Genomic DNA, 17,925 nt, shown 5'->3' with positions numbered 1-17,925 from the left:
CTACTTATTATTGCAACAACGTAGAGAACGGTATAGATCTGTTGGATCGTTATGTGACAGCGGTGTGAGGGTTTTATTCAGATAAAATATTTTATTAAAGTACTTGGTAGTATGGTGTAGATCGTGAGTTACCATCACAATTGTCTTTGTCCGATTTAGTTCTACAAGAATAGAATAAATTTGCTCTTGAGTTTTCGAGTCAATGTTAGTGGTTGGTTCGTCCAGAACAAGAACGGCGGGATTAGAACATAGAGCCCTAGCAAGCAGAATTCTTTGCATTTGTCCGCCCGAAAGATGCGAAAAACAGGAGTGTTTTTTTGAGAGCAGCCCTACCAAATCCAAGGCTTCATCTACAGCTCGATAATCTTTTTTTGTGTATTGGCCGTGCCATTTTAAGGTGGCTATACGACCTGTCAAAACCACTTCTTCAACTGAAATAGGGAAGGATTTGTCAAAAGAGAAGTGTTGAGGAACCCAACTTATGATGGATCGAGAGCTTTTCTCCCCCTTCTGATCGTAAATAGCTATTAAGCCCGAAGAGGGTTTTAATAGTCCCAAAATAAGAAGAAGAAACGTGCTTTTTCCTCCACCGTTGGGACCTAAGACACCAACATAATCTCCGTAATTAATAGAACAGGAGACATTTTCTAGCACAGGGGCTTCTGTGTAGTTGAAGGACAGATTTTCTACAGAAATGCACGTACTCATAGATGAGAAAACTCGGCAGCAATGAACTTCAGATTTTCTAACACGTCATCAGAATAAGGGTCTAGATGAATTTCCCTAATGTTTAATTTCCTTGCTAACAAGTGGCCGCTTTTCTTATGCCCAGACTTTTGAGAGAAAACTAGTGTCGAAAGATTGTCACTTTTGATCAGTTGTAATAATTTTACAAGGTCCTTAGGAGAGATATCTTTTTTATGGGGATGTTCTATAGATATTTGCCGGAACCCATAATCGTGACAGAAGTAAGTAAATGCTGGATGAGTGACAAGAATAGAGCGGTTGGTAGCTTTCGCTGTTACTTGGGAAATTTCCTCGTCTAGTGAATCTAGTTCCGCAATAATTTTTAAGTAGTTGGCTTTTACTATCGCTGTTTTATCAGGCAGAAGTTCAGAGAGCTTATCAGCAACAAGTTTAGCCTGTTTTTTCAGATTTTTGGGGCTTAGCCAGGTATGAGTATCGTAAAGAGCTTGTTTGTGATGTTTGCACGAAGAGTTTTCAGCAAGAGGAATAACGTTTACGTAGTCGTTGATATTTACAGCCTCGCAGAGGATAGCTTTTGCACAGGCATTTTCGAAGGGTTCGCCAGAGAGGAACCATAGGGAGGCAGAACGCATCTTTTGAACCTGTTTGAGAGTCGGTTCGTAACTATGAGGATCTGCAGGTCCGGGAACAACCGCTTCTACATCTACGAGGTCTCCAGCTATGGAGCGTACTAAAAATTTATATGGAGAGACGCTTACCAACACCAGAGGTTTCTTTAGGGTTCCTCCTTGGGAGGGAAGGGGAAAAAGGAGAGCTGTCAGAAAAATATAAAAGGCTCGTATTAACATCCTTAGAAATACGAAGTTTTAGATTGAAGGGGCTATTATCCTACTGAAGGTCAATTTTAATAAAGGAGGAAGTATATTTTCCTTTAGTAAAATTTTTTAATTTCATGGAGACCTTTATTGATTCAAAAAAAGTTTTCTTATTCTTGTAGGAATTTTTTGTTTTCTAAAATGTGTCAAAACGATGGCGGAAGCAGGGAATTAATCCAAGAGGTATTAAGGAGTATTGATTAAAATGAAACGCTAAGATATCTTAGTCGACTCGTGGAAGTCTCTTTAGAGACTGTTCGTCAAGGAGATCTTTTTGGAGAGGTGTCCGAGTGGCTTAAGGAGCACGCTTGGAAAGCGTGTGTGCGTTAACGCGTACCGCGGGTTCGAATCCCGCCCTCTCCGTTTCCCGTCTCTTAGAACACCATCCTAGATCCAAGATTGAGCATCTGCACAAAGGAGTTTTCTCCGGCTTCCATGGTGTATGAGCCGTATAAGCTCCAGCAGGGAGCAAACTGCGTGTTATTATGGAACTCTATACGAGCAGTGTTTCTAGGAGGCACGTTTCCTCTAATGACCCCTTTAGTTCCTTCAGACAGAACTATGTATTGAGCCATAGGCTCATTTCTAAAGATTGAAGGCGTGTAGGCAAGCATCATCTTGTTATACAAGAGAGCATATTCGAAGAGCAAAGTACCTTCCATAGAGAATCCAACAGGTAGAGCTACATAGCGATAGGACGTGGAATCGAATTTTCTCGGATTATAGTAACTTTCTTCAAAAGAGGATTGTCTGAGAGAAAGACATTCACAACCCAGGAATGCTGAAAGCCTTGCCGAGGAGTCGACTGTGGGTTCCCGGAAATCAAAAGTTAGTCGACTATCTAAAACCCAGGCCCTATCGTGCCAATCAGCAAGATTCTTCTCCCAGATCGAAGGATAAAAGGTTCTAGAGCGATGTTTCATATAAGCATAACTGAGAATTCCTTGCCAAAGAACGGGACGTTTATTCCTGTAATTTTTTGATAACAGGAAAACGGGACATCCTGCATAAAATGTTGTTTGATAAGAATGCTCGGAATTATAGTAGTCGTAGTCTTTGTGCATTTTCTCAGTTTTTGTTCTTCCGAACATTTGAGAAAACGCAGCACCTAAGATAAGGTCTGGGTTTGGCTTAGAATCTAATGCAGCGATATAACCCTTAGAATTGTAGTTTAATGCAGCAGCTCCTGCGTGTTCCTCAATTTGTAAGAAGGTGCCAACTCCAGATGTCCAGACGACATTATATAAAGGATCATCAAAACGTGCAGATGATAGGCAGTTATTTAAGATGCCTTGTTTGACCGCTACAAGGGAAGCTCTAGCTCCAACCAAGGAGTTTAGATAGTAGGAGCTTTCCCTTGGAACATATGCCCACTGTTGATAACGATCAAAAGTCCATTTGGCGGTGATAGAGTTGTTTTCACTAGTCTCCAATTTCCATGTTCCCATGTAGCCTTTTAGAGGAGTGATATCACCGTATAGTTTGATATTAGAGATGTTATCTTGTTCTTCAGGTAAATTGATAAGTTTGAGATCGAGATCTTTCCCTAAAGCGGGGTTTTGATACAAATCCCCGTTTGGATCGATAATGGTAATGGAAGCTTGAGATAGATCTACAGAGCTGTCATTATTGCCATCGGCTAAATTTATTTTAGGGGCTTTTTTTCCATCTCCTCCAATTAATCCACTTATGTCTATAAGCAGATTGGTGATGGTTATGCCATTCTCTCCAGCGCTTCGAGGTTGTGCTAGTTTTGAGTCAGCTTGAAGAGTTTTTAAATTTACTGGAGTTGTTTTACTGGCTTGTTTTTCAGAAGAAAGAGTATGTAAAACTGTGTCAGGTTTTTTTGCTATAAGGGCGCTCCCAGCATTCATTACTAGGGTTCCGCCCTCTTGAGTGAATGAATTTACTGTGAGCTCAGCATTATCTAGAATTAAAGAACCAGAGGATAAAGTAACTTTCTGCCCAATAGTAGATTTATTTGCGTGTTCTTTCCCAGAGAAAACAACTTTTCCTGTATAGGATGTTCCATTATTTTTGTTGATTTTACAAGTAGAGGCACTGCTTCCGGTGGTGTTTACCGCATCATAAAAGTAAATAGTTCCTTTGTCTGCATATAAATTCAAATCAATCTTTCCACCTATGCTGCAAAAAGTAGAGTTTTTTTCTACGCTACCTACAGCATTGTTTCTAAAAATAATATCTCCAGTTTCTGCTGTTAGGTCGAGCTTTGGAGTGGTGGAAGAAGTTCCATTTTCTCCAAAGATTGCAGCACCTGAAAGGGAATCATCTCGAGCATATACGCGAGACCGTTTCATTGTAGAGGGAGCTACAACGTTATCGCAAAATAAAATTGTTGAAGTTGCTTTAATAGAAGATTCACCGTTAGAGGAAGAAGGGGCTTTTAAATAAATGGCGCTGCCGTCTTTGGCTGAAGTGTTCCCAGAAAAGGTGGCACCTCCAGCTAAAGTTAAGGTCCCTCCAGCATAAATGGCTCCTCCACTTTCTGAGGTTGCACTATTTCCAGAAAAATTGGAGGATCCTTCAATAGAAATTGTTCCGAGGCTAGCTAGAGCTCCGCCAGCATCTGCAGAATTACTAGAGAAAGAACTTCGTCCTTTTAATTTTATACTAGTTTTTGCGCTAACCCCTCCTCCATATGCTATTGTGCTCGACGTATTAATGTTGGAAGATATTTGAGTAGAAGCTGTTTTTGTAATAGCAGAATTATCAGAGAAGGAAATGGATCCCTCTGATGTGGAGGTAATGGAGACTGTTTCCCCATAGATAGCACCTCCTCCAGCAGGATTTTCTTCTACCGAAAAAATGGCTGCGGCAGGCTTTGTAATAACAAGAGAGTTTTTAGAAAAAGTAATAGATCTACAAGAATCTAAAGAAAAGTTTTTTGCATAGATAGCGCCCCCGGATTGAAAACCTTTGTTGTTCGACGCAGAAATGTTAGTAACATTGTCTATATTGAGATTTTCTGTGGAATAGATGGCTCCCCCAGAAGTTTGGGCAGTATTACCAAGAAAAGAAAGCTCATTGATTCTGCAAAAGCTAATTTTTTTTCCATAAATCCCGCCGCCACTTTCTGTGGCAGAATTAGAGGAAAGAGAGACGGATCCAATATAGTCAAAGAATACATCGGATTCTTTTAATCCTTCAGAACTAGATAGAAGGAGAGTGGCTTTAAGTTTATTTGTTTTTTGTCCTTTTTCTAAAAGAGCATGGATGCCATTAGCATTAGTTGCTGAAGAGAAAATACCTCCACCTTTCTCAGCAGAGTTCCCAGAAATAGATACAGAATTTAAGTTGGAGAAGGAGACTTTTTTGGAATAAATACCCCCTCCATTATTTTCCTCTGTTTGCTGGGAAGCGGCTGTCACCAATAGGTCTTCGGGAGGATTTTGAACTTTAGTAGCTTTATTAGAAGAGATAATCACATCTCCGAAAGCAGAAATATCTGGTTTCGGAGCATAGGGAGGTGTTTCTGGAAGAATAGTTGCAGATTCTTTTTCAAAAGTAATAGAAAATCCTCCAGGAGCATAGATGGCTCCTCCTGACGATGCTTGATTTCCTGTGAGCTCTAGTTTTTCAAGGTTTGTCAGAGAAACAGAATGATCGTTTTCAACGTAGATTCCACCTCCTTTTTCCCCTGCTTTATTAGCATTAAATAGTGTGGTTCCAGATAAATTTGACCAAGAGATATCTTCTTTAGAGTAGAGTCCACCACCATTTTTAGTGGCAGTATTGTTGGAGAATTGTAATCGTCTGGAGTTTTGGCAGCTAAAACTTTTTGCAGCATAAGCTCCACCGCCATTCCCTGTTACAGCTGAGTTTCCTTGAAATAGAACTGTTGACAGTACTCCATCTATAGTTACATTTTCTTTAGAGTAGAGCCCGCCTCCATTCCCGGATTCTTCTGTAGGAACATCTAGAAGCAAGTGTGAAGAGGGCGTTGATTTGTCCACGCTTGTTAATTCTTTCTGATCTTCTTCCTCCGAGGGAGGGGGCTCGACTCCAGCAGTATTTGCAAGGAATTTGATCTCGCTTACGTCAAAAAAGTCTGTTGTGGTATTTGCGTAGACGCCGCCTCCTTCTTGATTAGCTTTATTAGCAGAAAAAAAGACGGAAGAAGATCCTTTGTCCCCAGAAATAACAAAGGCTCCTCCAGAATAAATTGCTCCTCCTTTTTTTTCTGCCTTGTTGGAGCTAAACTTAGCTGAGTCTAGATCGTGTAGAGTAATGGTAGAAATTGAAGAAAGAACTCCGCCATTTTCTTTTGCTGTATTTTCATTAGCAAAGGTAGATCCTGTAGATCTTGAAATTTCGATAGCACTGTCGGAGTAGAAGGCTCCTCCGGAACCGGAAGCAGAGTTTTTATTCAGGTTCATAGAGCCGAAATCTTCTATTAATAGTTTCCCTTTCGAAGATATAGCTCCTCCGTTTCCTCTAGGAGTTCCAGCTTCTGTTTGCTCGGCAACCTGTTGTTCTTCAGGTGGTGAAGGAACGATAGCAGAGTTATTAGAGAAAGTTATAGTGTCTATAATGTCGGCAATAGTAGTTGTCGATTCACAAAAAATGGCTCCGCCTTCTGTTTGTGAAGAATTCCCAGTAAAAGTGAGATTTTCTAATCCTTCAATTGTTAGTGGACCTTTAGAATAAATGCCGCCCCCCTCTTCAGGAACTATAATTTTAGATATAGTTAAAGAACCAGGAGTTCCGGGGTTAGTGACTATGCTTGTAGGGGCGAAATCATAGGGATTGTAAAAAGCTCCGCCTTGCGTATACTTTTTACTTTCTGAATTAGCCGTTTTTGTTGTGGTAGAAGAGGAGTCTACCGAAGGAGCTTGTTGAGTTTGTTTTTTAGGGGAGTTTATCTCACTTAAAGAAGCGCTGGAAGCCGTAGACTCTGCAGCGCCTTCTTCTGCTGGTGGTGAGGGAGGCGTAGGAGGAATCGAGTTATAATTAGAGAGAGTGACGTCCCCATCTATAGTATAGATTGTTCCTGCCGGGTCAGTAACTTGAGTGAAATTGTTAGTAGAGTCTGTTACGGAGAGTCCTGTTTTATTTTGGTTTAAGGTGACACTGGTTTCTCCAAGTGCCAACAGAGAAGGAAGCGCCGCTGTGAAAACAGCCGTAGCAGAAAGCCACTTCATAATTAGGGAACTCTTTATCGATTTTTTAACTGTCTATTAGACTGTCTACATAAAATACCAAAAGAAATTAGGCAAGGGTAAAAACTTTTGAGAAATCGACGAGAGTTCAAAAGGAAAAGCCAGCCCAAAACTCAGATAAAAGTCGCAAGCTGGCTCGTTTTGTTGTTAATATTTATTCTCCCGAGGCTTCAAGCTTTGTCCATTCTTCTTCAACTGGAGCAGGCGTTCCTTCGTTAATGGGCCCTAGAGGAGGGAAGTCTTCATCACATAGCTCTATGGTGACTAAACGATTTTTAGAGATTCTACTTAACTTTGAGTCAGGGTTTTCATTTAGTTCATCGATAGCTTGTAGAAGAGCAATCCTAGTCATAAAGCTTGTGGCCTGTAAAGTAGCCTCGTCCTTGTATGTAGGATCTGCCAGAGAAGAGAGCCCCATAACAGGAAGACGAATTGTCAATGATAGGATGTTTGCTGAAAGTTTTTCAGCGAGAGCGTGTGTCGCCAGGTCTATTACAGTTTTATACTGAGTAGTATATGTTTTCATCGAAGAGGGGATTTCTAAGAAGTTCTCTGGCGCTCCAGAGAATCTAGTGAAGACCATGGCTTTGGGGCCATAAAGAGTTGGGTCTACGTAGGGAAGGAAAATGGTTTGTCCTGAAGTAAGCCAAGCTGTTCCTGTAGTTAATAAACACAAATCTGAAACTGCTTCTCTCATTTGTTCAGAGATACGAATAGCGTTCAGATTTTTAGGGAGCTCAGGGTCTTTCATTTTGCTACCCCTTCCTAAATTTGGAGCTCCGCTGGTTTCTTGTACCCAAACGACAGAGGTTTGCAGTGCTTGAATTTGTTCTGGAGATTGGTAAGCATTTCTTGGATCGTATACGGGAGAGAGTTTAGAGACAAGGCATAGATTTTCATTTGTAGTAGATCGGTACAGAGGTCCTTCTTCTGTTAATTCTAAAATCCAGTTAGTGGATAGTAATTTTTGAATAGTTTTATAATTAAATTGGGGTTCCTCGAGTTTTTTCGGAACCCTTTTTTCTACAGGAGCTACCGGCTTTTCAGGCTCGGGCTTCTTAATAGGTTCTACTGGGGTTGGTTCTTTAGAAGGTTCTAATTCAGGAGCTTTTGGGGGAGCTGGGGGCTTCTTTTCTTTAATATCTTTTAGTTCTACTGGTTCTGGTTTTTCAGGAGGAATAGGGCGGGTAGGTCTCTGGCGATCTAATACACAACAGATTAAGATAATGGTAGCTAAAGAAGATACTATGGCTAGGGTGAGGATTACGAATGGAGTTGTAGGGCAAAGTATAGCAGCTGAAGCGACTGTAGCTGCCCCAACTAGGATAGCTAATACAATAGTTACAACGGTTAGAGCTCTTTGTAAAGAGCTTCTTTGCTGTGCTATGGGCGCAGAATCTTGTGGATTGCTTTCTGGAGTGGGTCGATTTTTTAAGTGTTGTATAGAGGACATGTACACACCTTAAAAGTAATGGTTTTAATACTGGAAAGCGGAGTGTAGCTGAACAGCTACACTCGCCATTTAGTAGTTTTAAAGGTTAAAACCACTTATTCTTGTATTTATCAGCAAGTTTCTGGGCTGACTTAGAAAAGTCTGCAGCAGAGTCTGACAATGAAGCTGTTTTTTCTTCTAGTTCAGCGGTCTTTCTTGCTCTAGCTTGAGCTCGAGCTTCTCTTTGCTTTTCCCAGCGAGCTTTCTGATTTTCTCGAATTTTTCGCTGTTCTTCTCGAGTTTTTTTTGTTGATTTAGATGTTGCCGATGCATTTGTATGACTGTCGTTACTGGACCTAGAGGAAGAAGAACTTACAGAAGAGCTTCTTAGAAGCGGCGCTTGTTCTTCTTCTGTTGCAACTTCTTGATTTCTAGTCTGTTTAGAGTCTTTAACAATGTCTATCACAGTTTTTGCTAAAGCAGCCAGACCAAGGGCCGAGAAGGCCAAAGCACCAGCTCCAGCACCTCCTGTAGTTATGGTAATAGCAATACCTGCTGCTATTGCGGCAATAGAAGCCAATATGATTAAAACTTGCTTCGCTATTTTAGCAACTCTTTTATTTCTTTCCATTGCGGAAGCGTTTTTCAAATTTGCACTAGTTCCTTGTTGAGTTTGGATTCCTGGATTGTTGCCAATAGAAATATTTCCCATACTCATAAAAACCTCAAAATGTAAAAGATAAACTTTTGAAATAGTAATTTTAGCATCTTTAAACAATTTTGATTTGGTTTTTCGCTGAAAATAAAGATTAATTAGGAAAAACGAAGGAATATAATTGGAGTTTGTTAAGATTTTTTGTTAAAAAGAAAAAAAGACCGCCTTTTTTGTTAGGAGGTCTTTACCAAATGAAAGTAGAGGTTGCTTTAGTATCGGATTGAAAGAGAGCCGCTTCCAAAAAGGTTGATTCCACCGGAGTCTCTTTGCGAAGAAGAGCCTTTAAATGATATGGAAAGATTTTCAAATGCTAAGATAGTGCTAGATTCAAAGGAAAGCGTTTCTTTCCCTACGGAGCACACTTTTGTTTTCCATTCTTTGTTGTTTAAGGAAAGAAGGACGTCGCAAACAGGATCTTTTCGGTAGAATTCCCTGCTGTAATACAGCTTACAGCTCGTCATAGCAGAGCAATTTTTCCCTAGTCTACGCAGTTCTATAGCTATTCCTGATGGAATAGCGAGGTTTTCCAAGCAAGATTTGGAAAATCTTCTTGGATCATAACCAGTTTCCACGAAAGGAGCCTGGGATCCTTTAAACCATTCCACGCCAGCAAAAGGTGTTAGCTTCATCCAGTGCAAACACTTAGGATAGGAATATGAAAGATAGGCAGAACCCTTCCATCCAGAGTTTTTCCAAGTTCCCTTAGTTACCCCTCTAAAACAATAGGAATCCTCTGAGTTGTGGGTTTCTTCTCCATAAGAGAAGGAGGTATGTACTCCCAAAGCGCAATCATTGCTTTCAATAGCTACGGTAGCTGCTAGCAAGTCATTCTTAGTTTTTGTTGGGAACCTGCTGGATTCCATGACCCCTAGAAGTTTGGATATGCTTCCTAAAATGACCGTCGAGGGTGACAAGGGGATTTGTATGACCGCATCACCTCCAATATGGCCGAGAGAAAAGCCGGCAATTTTGGAAGAATTACCTTGGAACATCATAGAGCCTTTAAGCGAAGATGAAAATGATATGCAGCGGAGGGGGAATAGGTGGTTGTTGCTAAGATAGTTGTTTACAAAAGTTTTCTCTATCGTCTGCAAACCATCAAAAAGAGACCATAAGGTTGTGGGGACAAAATCTCCACATTTCTGGGGGCTCGCAGAGAAATGTCCTGAAGGGTGCCAGGTGGCCTGTAAAACTCTGTAATTGGGTTTATTTTCGGTCCAAGAAAAGGTCCAATGACCCTGATATCCATAACGATTGGCGTTGACGCGGATGTTATCGATATAAAATCTATCTATATTTACAGACTTGCCGAGGAGAAGTACTTTGATTTCTTTTGGGGACGAAGCTAAGAAATGATCTTCATAAAAAATTCCGTAAGGATCCTTTACATCGGGCGTTCCTGACAGAGTGATGTTACCACCTTCATTAACAGCTATGACGGCTGGTAGAGTAGTATTTTCTATGGGGTTCAGACACAATTTGCGAACTAGTAAGTAGCCTTCAGGATCTGTCGATTGCAAAGTTGTCCCGGAGCTCATGCTTAACGTTCCACCGGTCTGATTAAAAGATCTTACCGATAAAGAAGCGCCCTTTTCTAAACGCAAGGTTCCTTGAACCAATTCCATGCTTTGTTCAAAAATCGAGGAATAATTTGCAGAGTTAACTTGTTCCTGTTTTGTTAAGGTTTTTCCAGAAAAGACAACAACGCCCTTCTGTGCATCAAAGGGATTGATAATTACAGATCCGCCTTTCCCTAGAGAACAAACGGGGTCATAAAACAAAACGCTATGATCCTTCTTAGCTCCTATTAGAAATTGATTGGGAATGCTTTCTGTATACAAAGCATTCCTAATCACAGAGTCCGCATTGTTTTCTGAGAACAAAGCCTTATTTTGATCAAAAACGACATTTCCATCATCTGCGGATATAATGATGTCCGGCTTAGTTAGTTGTGTTGAGGCTATAAAAACAGCGCCTCCCTGTTTTTTTGCTCGGTTATCAATAAAGAACACGTCTTTATTTTCTGTTAAGAGCAGAGAACCGGAACAAATAGCACCTCCGTTGCCCAAAGAGCCGTTGCTTTTGAAAGATACTTTCCCTGAATTATTTTGGAAGGAACAGAGGCCTCCAGCTATAGCTCCTCCATCTACTTGGGCAAAATTTTCTAGAAACGTGATAGAATTTTTATTTTTAGAAAAGGAGCAGTTTGAACTTAAGGCACCGCCTGTTTGAGCAATATTTTTGTAGAAAAGTACTTCTCCGGAGTTATTTTCAAAATCTGTTCTACCGGTTTGGTTATATAAAGCCCCGCCCTTTTCTGCTCGGTTGTTTTCAAAAATCACTCCTTTATCATTCTCTTTGAACAAAATAAGAGCATTCGTGGACAGAGCCGCTATGGCTCCTCCATTAGCTCCACTGTGTTCTTGAGGCTTATCTTCCTTGGGGGAGTGGGTGTTACATGAGTTATTGCTAAAGCGGACAAGTCCGGAACTTCTTTCAACTTTTATGCCGGTTTGATCTCCACCATCAACGAGAATGGCTGCTCCGCTTCCGTCTGCAGAATTTCCTAGAAACAAAAGCTTATTAGAGTCCAAGAAGGAGACAGTGCCTCTGGAGAAAATAGCCCCTCCTCTGGAAAAATTAGACTCTACGGATATTGAACGCATTTTTGAAAATGAAATAGGGCCCTGAGAGAAAATAGAGGACCCTAAAGCAGATTCTAAGCAAAGGGATTGAAAGGCGATAGATGATAATCTGGAGTTTCCTTGAAAATTCAGAGGACCTTCAATATTTCTAAAAGCTCCACCATTGTTTTTATCATCTGTAGACAGAAAATCCTTAAAAAGTGTCCGGCGTGGCAAATAATAAGTGGTGCCTTCCGCTGATGTCGTTAAGAGAGTAAAGAATTGAGGGTCAATGCCTTCTTTGGTGCCCTCTAAAGGGATAGCGTCGTGAACTATGGTTGACGCGTAGAGATTAGAAAAAGACAACAAGGCGGGAAGCAAAAAGGATTTCCAAGAGATAGGTTTCATCATCTGATATATCCCTAGTTTCATTTTCGTATTTAATCTTTAGGGCTAATCTTAATTCAGAGTCGCTAATTGGGTAGCATAGCATAAAGAAAAATCTAGATGAACTTAAAATAAGTTGTTTACGAGAGAGTTTTCTTTAATAACTTTTTGTGTAGGAGTGTTTTTAGGGACTATCAGTTGTTTTTACCTCGTTAATTTTCTTCGTAGGACGTTTTTCAGAAATCAACTTCCCCTCTTAACTAGGAGAAGTTGAGTCTGTTTTTGATTGAAAAAGAGAGGAGCTATTGATCAGAGTTAGCTAGGGACTTAGCGAATGCTTTAATTTCTTTGGAAAGGTTTTTTGCTAAAGTTTTCGCATGATTAGCAAAGATACGAGCGTGGTTTTTACTATTTTTAATTAAGGTTTTTCCTTGTGTTTGACTGGAACTACGGATTCTATTGAAGCGTCTCCTGGTTTGTTTCCCGCTTTTAGGAGCAAAAAGAAGGGTAATTATTGTAGCGACAAATCCGCCAAACAGAGCTCCTCTTAGCCATTTAAAGTGTTTTGTAGTCTTTTTTTTGCATTTTATAGGTTTTCTAGTAAACATACTTCCTCTCTCAAAAACAGTTAATTATCGTCTGTTTTTCCGTTTACGAACAACTTTCCAGATAGCTAACCCGAGAATGGCCCATTTGACTAAACAGGGCAGAGATGGGGAGAGTCTTCTTTTTTCTTCTGGTGCTGTTGTAAGGCAGTTGTTTTTCGGTTCTTTGGTGGTCTTTTTGAAGAAGGAGTCAAAGATACGCTTCCCCATTAGCAAGGGGGCTAATATTTTTGCTTCAAAGTTAATTATTCCCATTACTCTGACAAATAATTTAGAAATCTTATTCACCTTCAATAAGACGCTAATAGCTAGGAGCATACACGTCAGCATTCCGACAGAGAGTAGGATGCCGCATCCTGCCAGAGTTATCTGTATCCAATTATCCATAAAAAGAATAAAACGCTTATTTTTATAAATTTATTTTATAATTTTATTTGGATAATAAGATAGAAGTTAATTTTGTTTTTACTTTGTTAATTGCTTGATTTTAAAGAAAAAGCACAAGAAGCTGAAAGACAGCCTCTTGTGTCTCTGGTTGCCTTTTTGGAGTCGATGAATCTTAATCTGAAGATGGCTCTAAAGCAGGGGCTTGACTCTGCGTTGGCTTGGGGAACTGAACCTCTTTTCTAAGGAGGAAGACCCCTAATAAGTTAAAACAGAGCAGCAAAGCTCCAGAAACAGACATTACGAGCAAGGCTGTGTTTTGAGATAAGAAACAAAACAGTGGTAGAGCTACAGTTCCGTACGCTAGGTAAAGTTTTTTCCCATGCTTAGGGTAGAGGAACGAGGCACACTTACTTCCTACAAGAAAGTATGAGGTGATCGTAGTATACCCTGTAACGAATAGGAATAGGGGGAGAAAAACTTTAACAAAAGGGAAGTATGTTGAAAGAGTTCGCTCCACTGTTAATGAAGCGTTCTCCAGGCCTAGGAGCCAGGATCCGGAAGCCAACACCATGAGAAGGCTCACCGTGCAGATAAAGTTATCTACAGCCATCCCCACGATAGAGAGTTTTGCTTGAGTTTCCGGTTGATCTGCAGAACTTTCACTCTGGATAACGGAATCGAAACCTATCCCGATATCCCCAGAGTATGCAGCCCTGGATATACCTTGATGAATAGTCGTAGCCAGAGAGCTTCCAGCGAATCCTCCTACAGCCGCATGTCCTGTAAAAGCAGACTGAAAGATAGCTTTCAGGAGTTCCGGCAGTTTAGACGCTTCCAAGACCAGGATAGAAATCCCCATGAAGCAATACACGATCATAAAGAACGGCAATATTAAAGAGCAGATTTTACCAATCCTTTGTAATCCACCGAGGACTGCGTAGACTACGGCAAAAAGCAGAGAAGCTATAGCCAGCAGTCTAGGAATAGACCAACAGTGGGATACGCTGTCCGCGATGACAGAAAACTGGTAGATCTCCACCCCATAGATGCACAGAAGAACGGCTACAATTATGGGTACCAAGGGGGTGCGGTAAGCTTTTTGGAGGAAGTACATAGGGCCTCCATAAAAAATACCGTCCTTGCCCAAGATGCGGAACTTAATACCAAGGTAAACTTCGGCGTATTTTACTATGGAACCTAAAATGCCGGCTATCCAGACCCAAAACATAGCTCCAGGCCCACCGATACAGGCTGCGGTTACAATCCCAACGACATTGCCGATACCAATATTACCTCCGGTGGAAGCAAAAAAGACCTTAATGGGGTGGACACCTTTATCGCTTTTGTAGGAGCGTTGCTTAAACGCGGAAAAGAACTCGCGGCACAATTCAGGAAAACGGACTATCTGGGAGAATCTGGATTTAAAAGAAAAACAGATCCCCACCATCATGATGATCGCAAAGGCCACGTAAGACCAGAAAAAGTCATCAAAAGACTGAAGAAAGGACAGGAAACAATTCACAACAACTCCAAAGACGAGAAAAAGACAACAATTATACCAGTGTAAGTTTTTTATGGGAAATTAAGCGTTTATTTTCTTTTGTTTCCCTGGGAAGAAACAGAGCTTGACAGCTAAAATGAAGGTTCCAAAAGAAATAAGCATGTCGGCAAAGTTGAATACAGGGAAGCGAAGGGTTTGGCCGTAGTTTAGGCTGATGAAATCGATCACCTTTCCGTAGTAGACTAGATCCACGATGTTTCCCACGGCGCCGCTAAGGATGCAAATGAGGCCTATAAGGTTTGCTCCGGAAGCCAGATGTCTCCTAGACACTATGTATGCAGAAACTCCTACTACAATGGCCATCCTTAAGGCAAGTAGCAGGTGGGTGTGAGAGGAAAGGATTCCAAAGGCTGCACCTTCGTTGAAGGTGGGGGTTATTTCTAGAGTGAAATTTCCCAGGGCAAGTGTATATAGAGGTTTCTGGAAAAAGCCAAAAAGAGGTTTGTACTGCTGTTGAGAGTAGAGGACCCAGAACTTGGATCCCCAGTCAATCATCAACATGCAGACAACAAACATAGGAAAAAGAAGGAAAACCAGTAGATTTCGTTCGAGTTTAGAGTTTTTTTTCATAGATTAGTTTCCAGAAAGAAGGCCCTTCTCATATTTTTCTTGGGCTTGAACAGTCATGTTTGCATACGGGATAGCCTTGAGTCTCTGCAAAGGAATCTCTTCTCCGCTGACATCACATATTCCATAAGTGTTTTCTTTAATTTTTTCTAATGCGCGTTCGATTTGTCGAAGCAGCCCATACTCTTTGGTTGTTACTTCCAAACTAATTGTGCGGTCAAAAGTTTCTGTCCCTTGGTCAGCTTGATGTTGAGAATATCCAGTAGCTTCGTTGGGTTTTTTAACTTCTTGGGCACTTCCTTCCAAGGTGTGTGACAACTTTGATTTCATTTCTAAGAGACGTTCTTTAAAAAATAAAATTTCTTCTTCAGACAAAGGCATTATTTATAGCTCCTCAAAGATTTTTTTCTACTTCAGGTGATGCGGATAAGAGTTCCTCCATAAGTTCTCCGACATCTTTGAATCTTCGATAGACGCAAGCGAATCGGATGTAAGCAATCATATCCGTCTTTTTAAGATATTTCATTACTAATTCTCCGATTTCTTTGGTAGAAATTTCCCTGTTTTGCTTTCTTATTAGTTCAGCTTTCACGTTGAAAGCTATGGCATGGACCTGTTCTTGACTAATACTGGTGTGACAAGAAGCCGCGTTAAGTCCGTTGATTAATTTCGAATCTTGGAAATTTTCATACCGGCCATCTCTTTTCAGTACTTGTATGACAAGCTCTATGGTTTCGAAGGTGGTAAACCTTTCCCCACAATGCAAGCATTCCCGACGTCTTTTGATGGCATTCGATTCTGGAGAGTTTCTGGAGTCTATAACTCGCATTTCTCCATGGTTACAGAAGGGACATTTCATTCCCAAGATCTCCTTGTTTAGGGCAGTTTATGGAAAAGTTGCCTTTGTAATCAAAGTAAATTTTGCAGAGGCTAAAATAAAGGACGCTGAGTGTATAAAGAAAAATTGACTTTTGTTCTACTGATGCAAGTTTTTGTAAGAAATTGGAGTTCTGAAAAATATCAAATGGCGGATCTTTTTCAATAAATTGCGGGTTTTGGGAGAAATTGTTACCATTTCATCCCTTTGGTGAAGGATTCGTTTTTTGAGGAGGATTCAAAGTAAACGTGGGATATTGCCTCTTAGATAGCGGAGAAGGTAAAAAGTTAGAAAGGTTTGGCTCTAAGGTGATTGTTCGCCCATGCCCTGCTGCAATTTGGCCAAAATCCAAACCATCTCTGTGGAAAGGGCAGGTGTTTGCTGAGTTTATTAGGAGCGGAGAACAAGGCATTTGGAACATTTCTCAAAGGGGGGATCCTGAATGGGATTTTCGGGTTGGAGGTCTTAATTTTGAGTTGAAGTGTACGCCGTTTGGTCATTTGGGATTTTTCCCCGAACATATGGGATTTTGGTCGTTGTTTTCTGAAGCGGTCGTAGGAAAGGGAGATTGTCGTGTGCTGAACTTATTCGCGTACACGGGAGCCGCATCGCTGTTTTTTGCTCGTCATGGAGCTTCTGTTAGACACGTAGACGCTTCTAAAGCCGCAGTTCGTTGGGCAGAGAGAAATTATGCGAAGAACTGCTTTGCAGAAAAAAAAATCTTCTGGGTTATAGAAGATGTTTTTTCCTTTTTAAAGAAGGAGATTCGTCGAGGTAGTGTTTACGATGTGATAATTTTGGATCCGCCGACATATGGAAGAGGTACGAACAAAGAGATTTTTCGGATAGACGAACATTTTTTTCCTCTCTTGAGGATCTGTAATCGGCTACTATCTTCGAGAGCAAATTTATTGTTAGCCTCTTCGCACACTCCAGGTCACACGCCTGCTCTAATAGAGAGGTTGGTGCGGAGTTCTGTCTGTAGGGAAGGGCATTTTTTCTCTGGAGAAAGTTTTATAGGAGAGGGGTTTGATAGAGTTCCCTCTGGGTGTTTTGCTGCATGGAAGAGATTTTAATTACTTCTAAGAACAACGTCAAAATTAAACAAATCCTTGGGCTTCGAAAAAAAAGTCGTCTACGGAAGGAGATGGGAGAGTTTCTCATAGAGGGAATTCGAGAAGTTGAAAAAGCTATAGCTTTTGGAATAGTTGTTAAGGCTCTATTTGTTGATAAGAATGCCTTAACAGAAAGTGATCGCAGTTGGTTGAATAAAGTAGGGCAAGGTATTGAGGTGGTCAACTGCACGCCCAATGTTATGGAGGTTATAGCTTATAAAGATGGTGGGGACAAGGTTATAGCTATAGCGAAGGAAAAGTTTTTATCAAAGGCAGAATTTTTTCAAAGAAAGAAGCAGAAAATCCCTTTTTACCTTTTGATAGAGGGGGTAGAGAAGCCTGGTAATTTTGGAGCTATTCTTCGCTCGGCAGATGCTGTAGGTGTTGACGGTGTTGTGATTTGTGATTCACCTTTGGATTTATATAACCCTAATGTTATTAGAGCTTCTTTAGGGACTTGTTTTACTGTTCCTATATGGCGAGCGACTTCGAAAGAGGCTTTCGATGTGTTTCGAAATATGGGGTGTCAAATTGTAGTAACCACTCCCGCAGCAGAGCAGAGTTATCTTTCTTATGATTATGCTTTGCCGACGGTTTTAGTGTTTGGCTCAGAAAAGGATGGGGTAACGTCTTTTTGGTTAGAGGCTCCTTGCTTTAAGGCGGTCATTCCCATGGTAGGATCGGTGGATTCATTAAATTTAGCGATGTCTGCTACATTAATTTGTTACGAAGTTGTTCGTCAAAGAGGTTTGTAATTAAAAATTATTTTTTACTTTATTCTATTTGTTCTGTTTTTTGCGTTTTGTAAATTAAATTTTTCTCTCTTGATCCTTAATGTTTTTTTTGAGATGCTTAACGAAGCGGAATCTTCCTATTTCGGAAAATTGGTCGA

The 17,925-nt window shown here is 40.7% G+C and carries 14 protein-coding genes and 1 tRNA gene; 3 read left to right on the top strand and 12 right to left on the bottom strand.

Annotated elements, in window-relative coordinates; translation table 11 throughout:
• Together KJA58_RS03215 and KJA58_RS03210 are read right to left on the bottom strand one after the other, a co-directional pair.
• Nucleotides 1–708: a metal ABC transporter ATP-binding protein gene (locus tag KJA58_RS03215; RefSeq protein ID WP_213358019.1), complete on the bottom strand. Its 708-nt coding sequence runs from the start codon at nt 706–708 to the stop codon at nt 1–3.
• Complete coding sequence (locus KJA58_RS03210; RefSeq protein WP_213358018.1) at nt 705–1,556, bottom strand: metal ABC transporter solute-binding protein, Zn/Mn family; 852 nt, start codon at nt 1,554–1,556, stop codon at nt 705–707. The genes KJA58_RS03215 and KJA58_RS03210 overlap by 4 nt, the downstream gene beginning before the upstream one ends.
• A 303-nt stretch (nt 1,557–1,859) precedes the next feature.
• On the opposite strand from KJA58_RS03210, the gene KJA58_RS03205 reads away from it, so the two are divergent.
• Nucleotides 1,860–1,946: transfer RNA gene (locus KJA58_RS03205), tRNA-Ser, on the top strand.
• An 11-nt stretch (nt 1,947–1,957) separates the two neighbouring features.
• Here KJA58_RS03205 and KJA58_RS03200 read toward each other — a convergent pair.
• The 10 genes from KJA58_RS03200 to nrdR form a co-directional block, all read right to left on the bottom strand.
• Complete coding sequence (locus KJA58_RS03200) at nt 1,958–6,745, bottom strand: autotransporter domain-containing protein (RefSeq protein WP_213358017.1); 4,788 nt, start codon at nt 6,743–6,745, stop codon at nt 1,958–1,960.
• Nucleotides 6,746–6,917: 172 nt separating this feature from the next.
• Nucleotides 6,918–8,216 carry a hypothetical protein gene (locus KJA58_RS03195; RefSeq protein ID WP_213358016.1) on the bottom strand — a complete coding sequence of 433 codons (1,299 nt, stop codon included), beginning with the start codon at nt 8,214–8,216 and terminating at the stop codon, nt 6,918–6,920.
• Nucleotides 8,217–8,301: 85 nt separating this feature from the next.
• Nucleotides 8,302–8,913 (bottom strand): hypothetical protein, encoded by a 612-nt coding sequence (locus KJA58_RS03190; protein ID WP_213358015.1) that lies wholly within the window; start codon nt 8,911–8,913, stop codon nt 8,302–8,304.
• A 206-nt stretch (nt 8,914–9,119) separates the two neighbouring features.
• A complete protein-coding gene (locus tag KJA58_RS03185) occupies nt 9,120–11,945 on the bottom strand; it encodes a polymorphic outer membrane protein middle domain-containing protein (RefSeq protein WP_213358014.1) in 2,826 nt (941 codons plus the stop codon).
• 278 nt (nt 11,946–12,223) lie between these two features.
• Entirely contained in the window at nt 12,224–12,529 is a 306-nt protein-coding gene (locus KJA58_RS03180) for a YtxH domain-containing protein (protein WP_213358013.1), read from the bottom strand.
• 24 nt (nt 12,530–12,553) lie between these two features.
• Entirely contained in the window at nt 12,554–12,913 is a 360-nt protein-coding gene (locus KJA58_RS03175; protein ID WP_213358012.1) for a hypothetical protein, read from the bottom strand.
• Between the two features lie 172 nt (nt 12,914–13,085).
• Nucleotides 13,086–14,435 (bottom strand): amino acid carrier protein, encoded by a 1,350-nt coding sequence (locus KJA58_RS03170; protein ID WP_213358011.1) that lies wholly within the window; start codon nt 14,433–14,435, stop codon nt 13,086–13,088.
• A gap of 60 nt (nt 14,436–14,495) precedes the next feature.
• Nucleotides 14,496–15,044 (bottom strand): signal peptidase II, encoded by a 549-nt coding sequence (gene lspA, locus KJA58_RS03165; RefSeq protein ID WP_213358010.1) that lies wholly within the window; start codon nt 15,042–15,044, stop codon nt 14,496–14,498.
• A 3-nt stretch (nt 15,045–15,047) separates the two neighbouring features.
• Nucleotides 15,048–15,422: a TraR/DksA family transcriptional regulator gene (locus KJA58_RS03160; protein ID WP_213358009.1), complete on the bottom strand. Its 375-nt coding sequence runs from the start codon at nt 15,420–15,422 to the stop codon at nt 15,048–15,050.
• Between the two features lie 13 nt (nt 15,423–15,435).
• Nucleotides 15,436–15,900 carry a transcriptional regulator NrdR gene (nrdR, locus tag KJA58_RS03155; RefSeq protein WP_213358008.1) on the bottom strand — a complete coding sequence of 155 codons (465 nt, stop codon included), beginning with the start codon at nt 15,898–15,900 and terminating at the stop codon, nt 15,436–15,438.
• 266 nt (nt 15,901–16,166) lie between these two features.
• Here nrdR and KJA58_RS03150 point away from each other — a divergent pair, with 266 nt between their 5' ends.
• The gene (locus tag KJA58_RS03150) at nt 16,167–16,994 is read left to right on the top strand and encodes a class I SAM-dependent methyltransferase (protein ID WP_213358007.1); all 828 of its coding nucleotides are present in this window, start codon (nt 16,167–16,169) and stop codon (nt 16,992–16,994) included.
• Nucleotides 16,979–17,788 carry a TrmH family RNA methyltransferase gene (locus KJA58_RS03145; protein ID WP_213358006.1) on the top strand — a complete coding sequence of 270 codons (810 nt, stop codon included), beginning with the start codon at nt 16,979–16,981 and terminating at the stop codon, nt 17,786–17,788. Before KJA58_RS03150 ends, KJA58_RS03145 begins: the two co-directional genes overlap by 16 nt.
• The last annotated feature ends 137 nt before the right edge of the window (nt 17,789–17,925 follow it).

Origin of the sequence: Chlamydiifrater phoenicopteri (genome assembly GCF_902807005.1) — a bacterium.
Classification (GTDB): Bacteria; Chlamydiota; Chlamydiia; order Chlamydiales; family Chlamydiaceae; genus Chlamydiifrater; species Chlamydiifrater phoenicopteri.
This window is presented reverse-complemented; position numbering and strand designations above follow the sequence as displayed.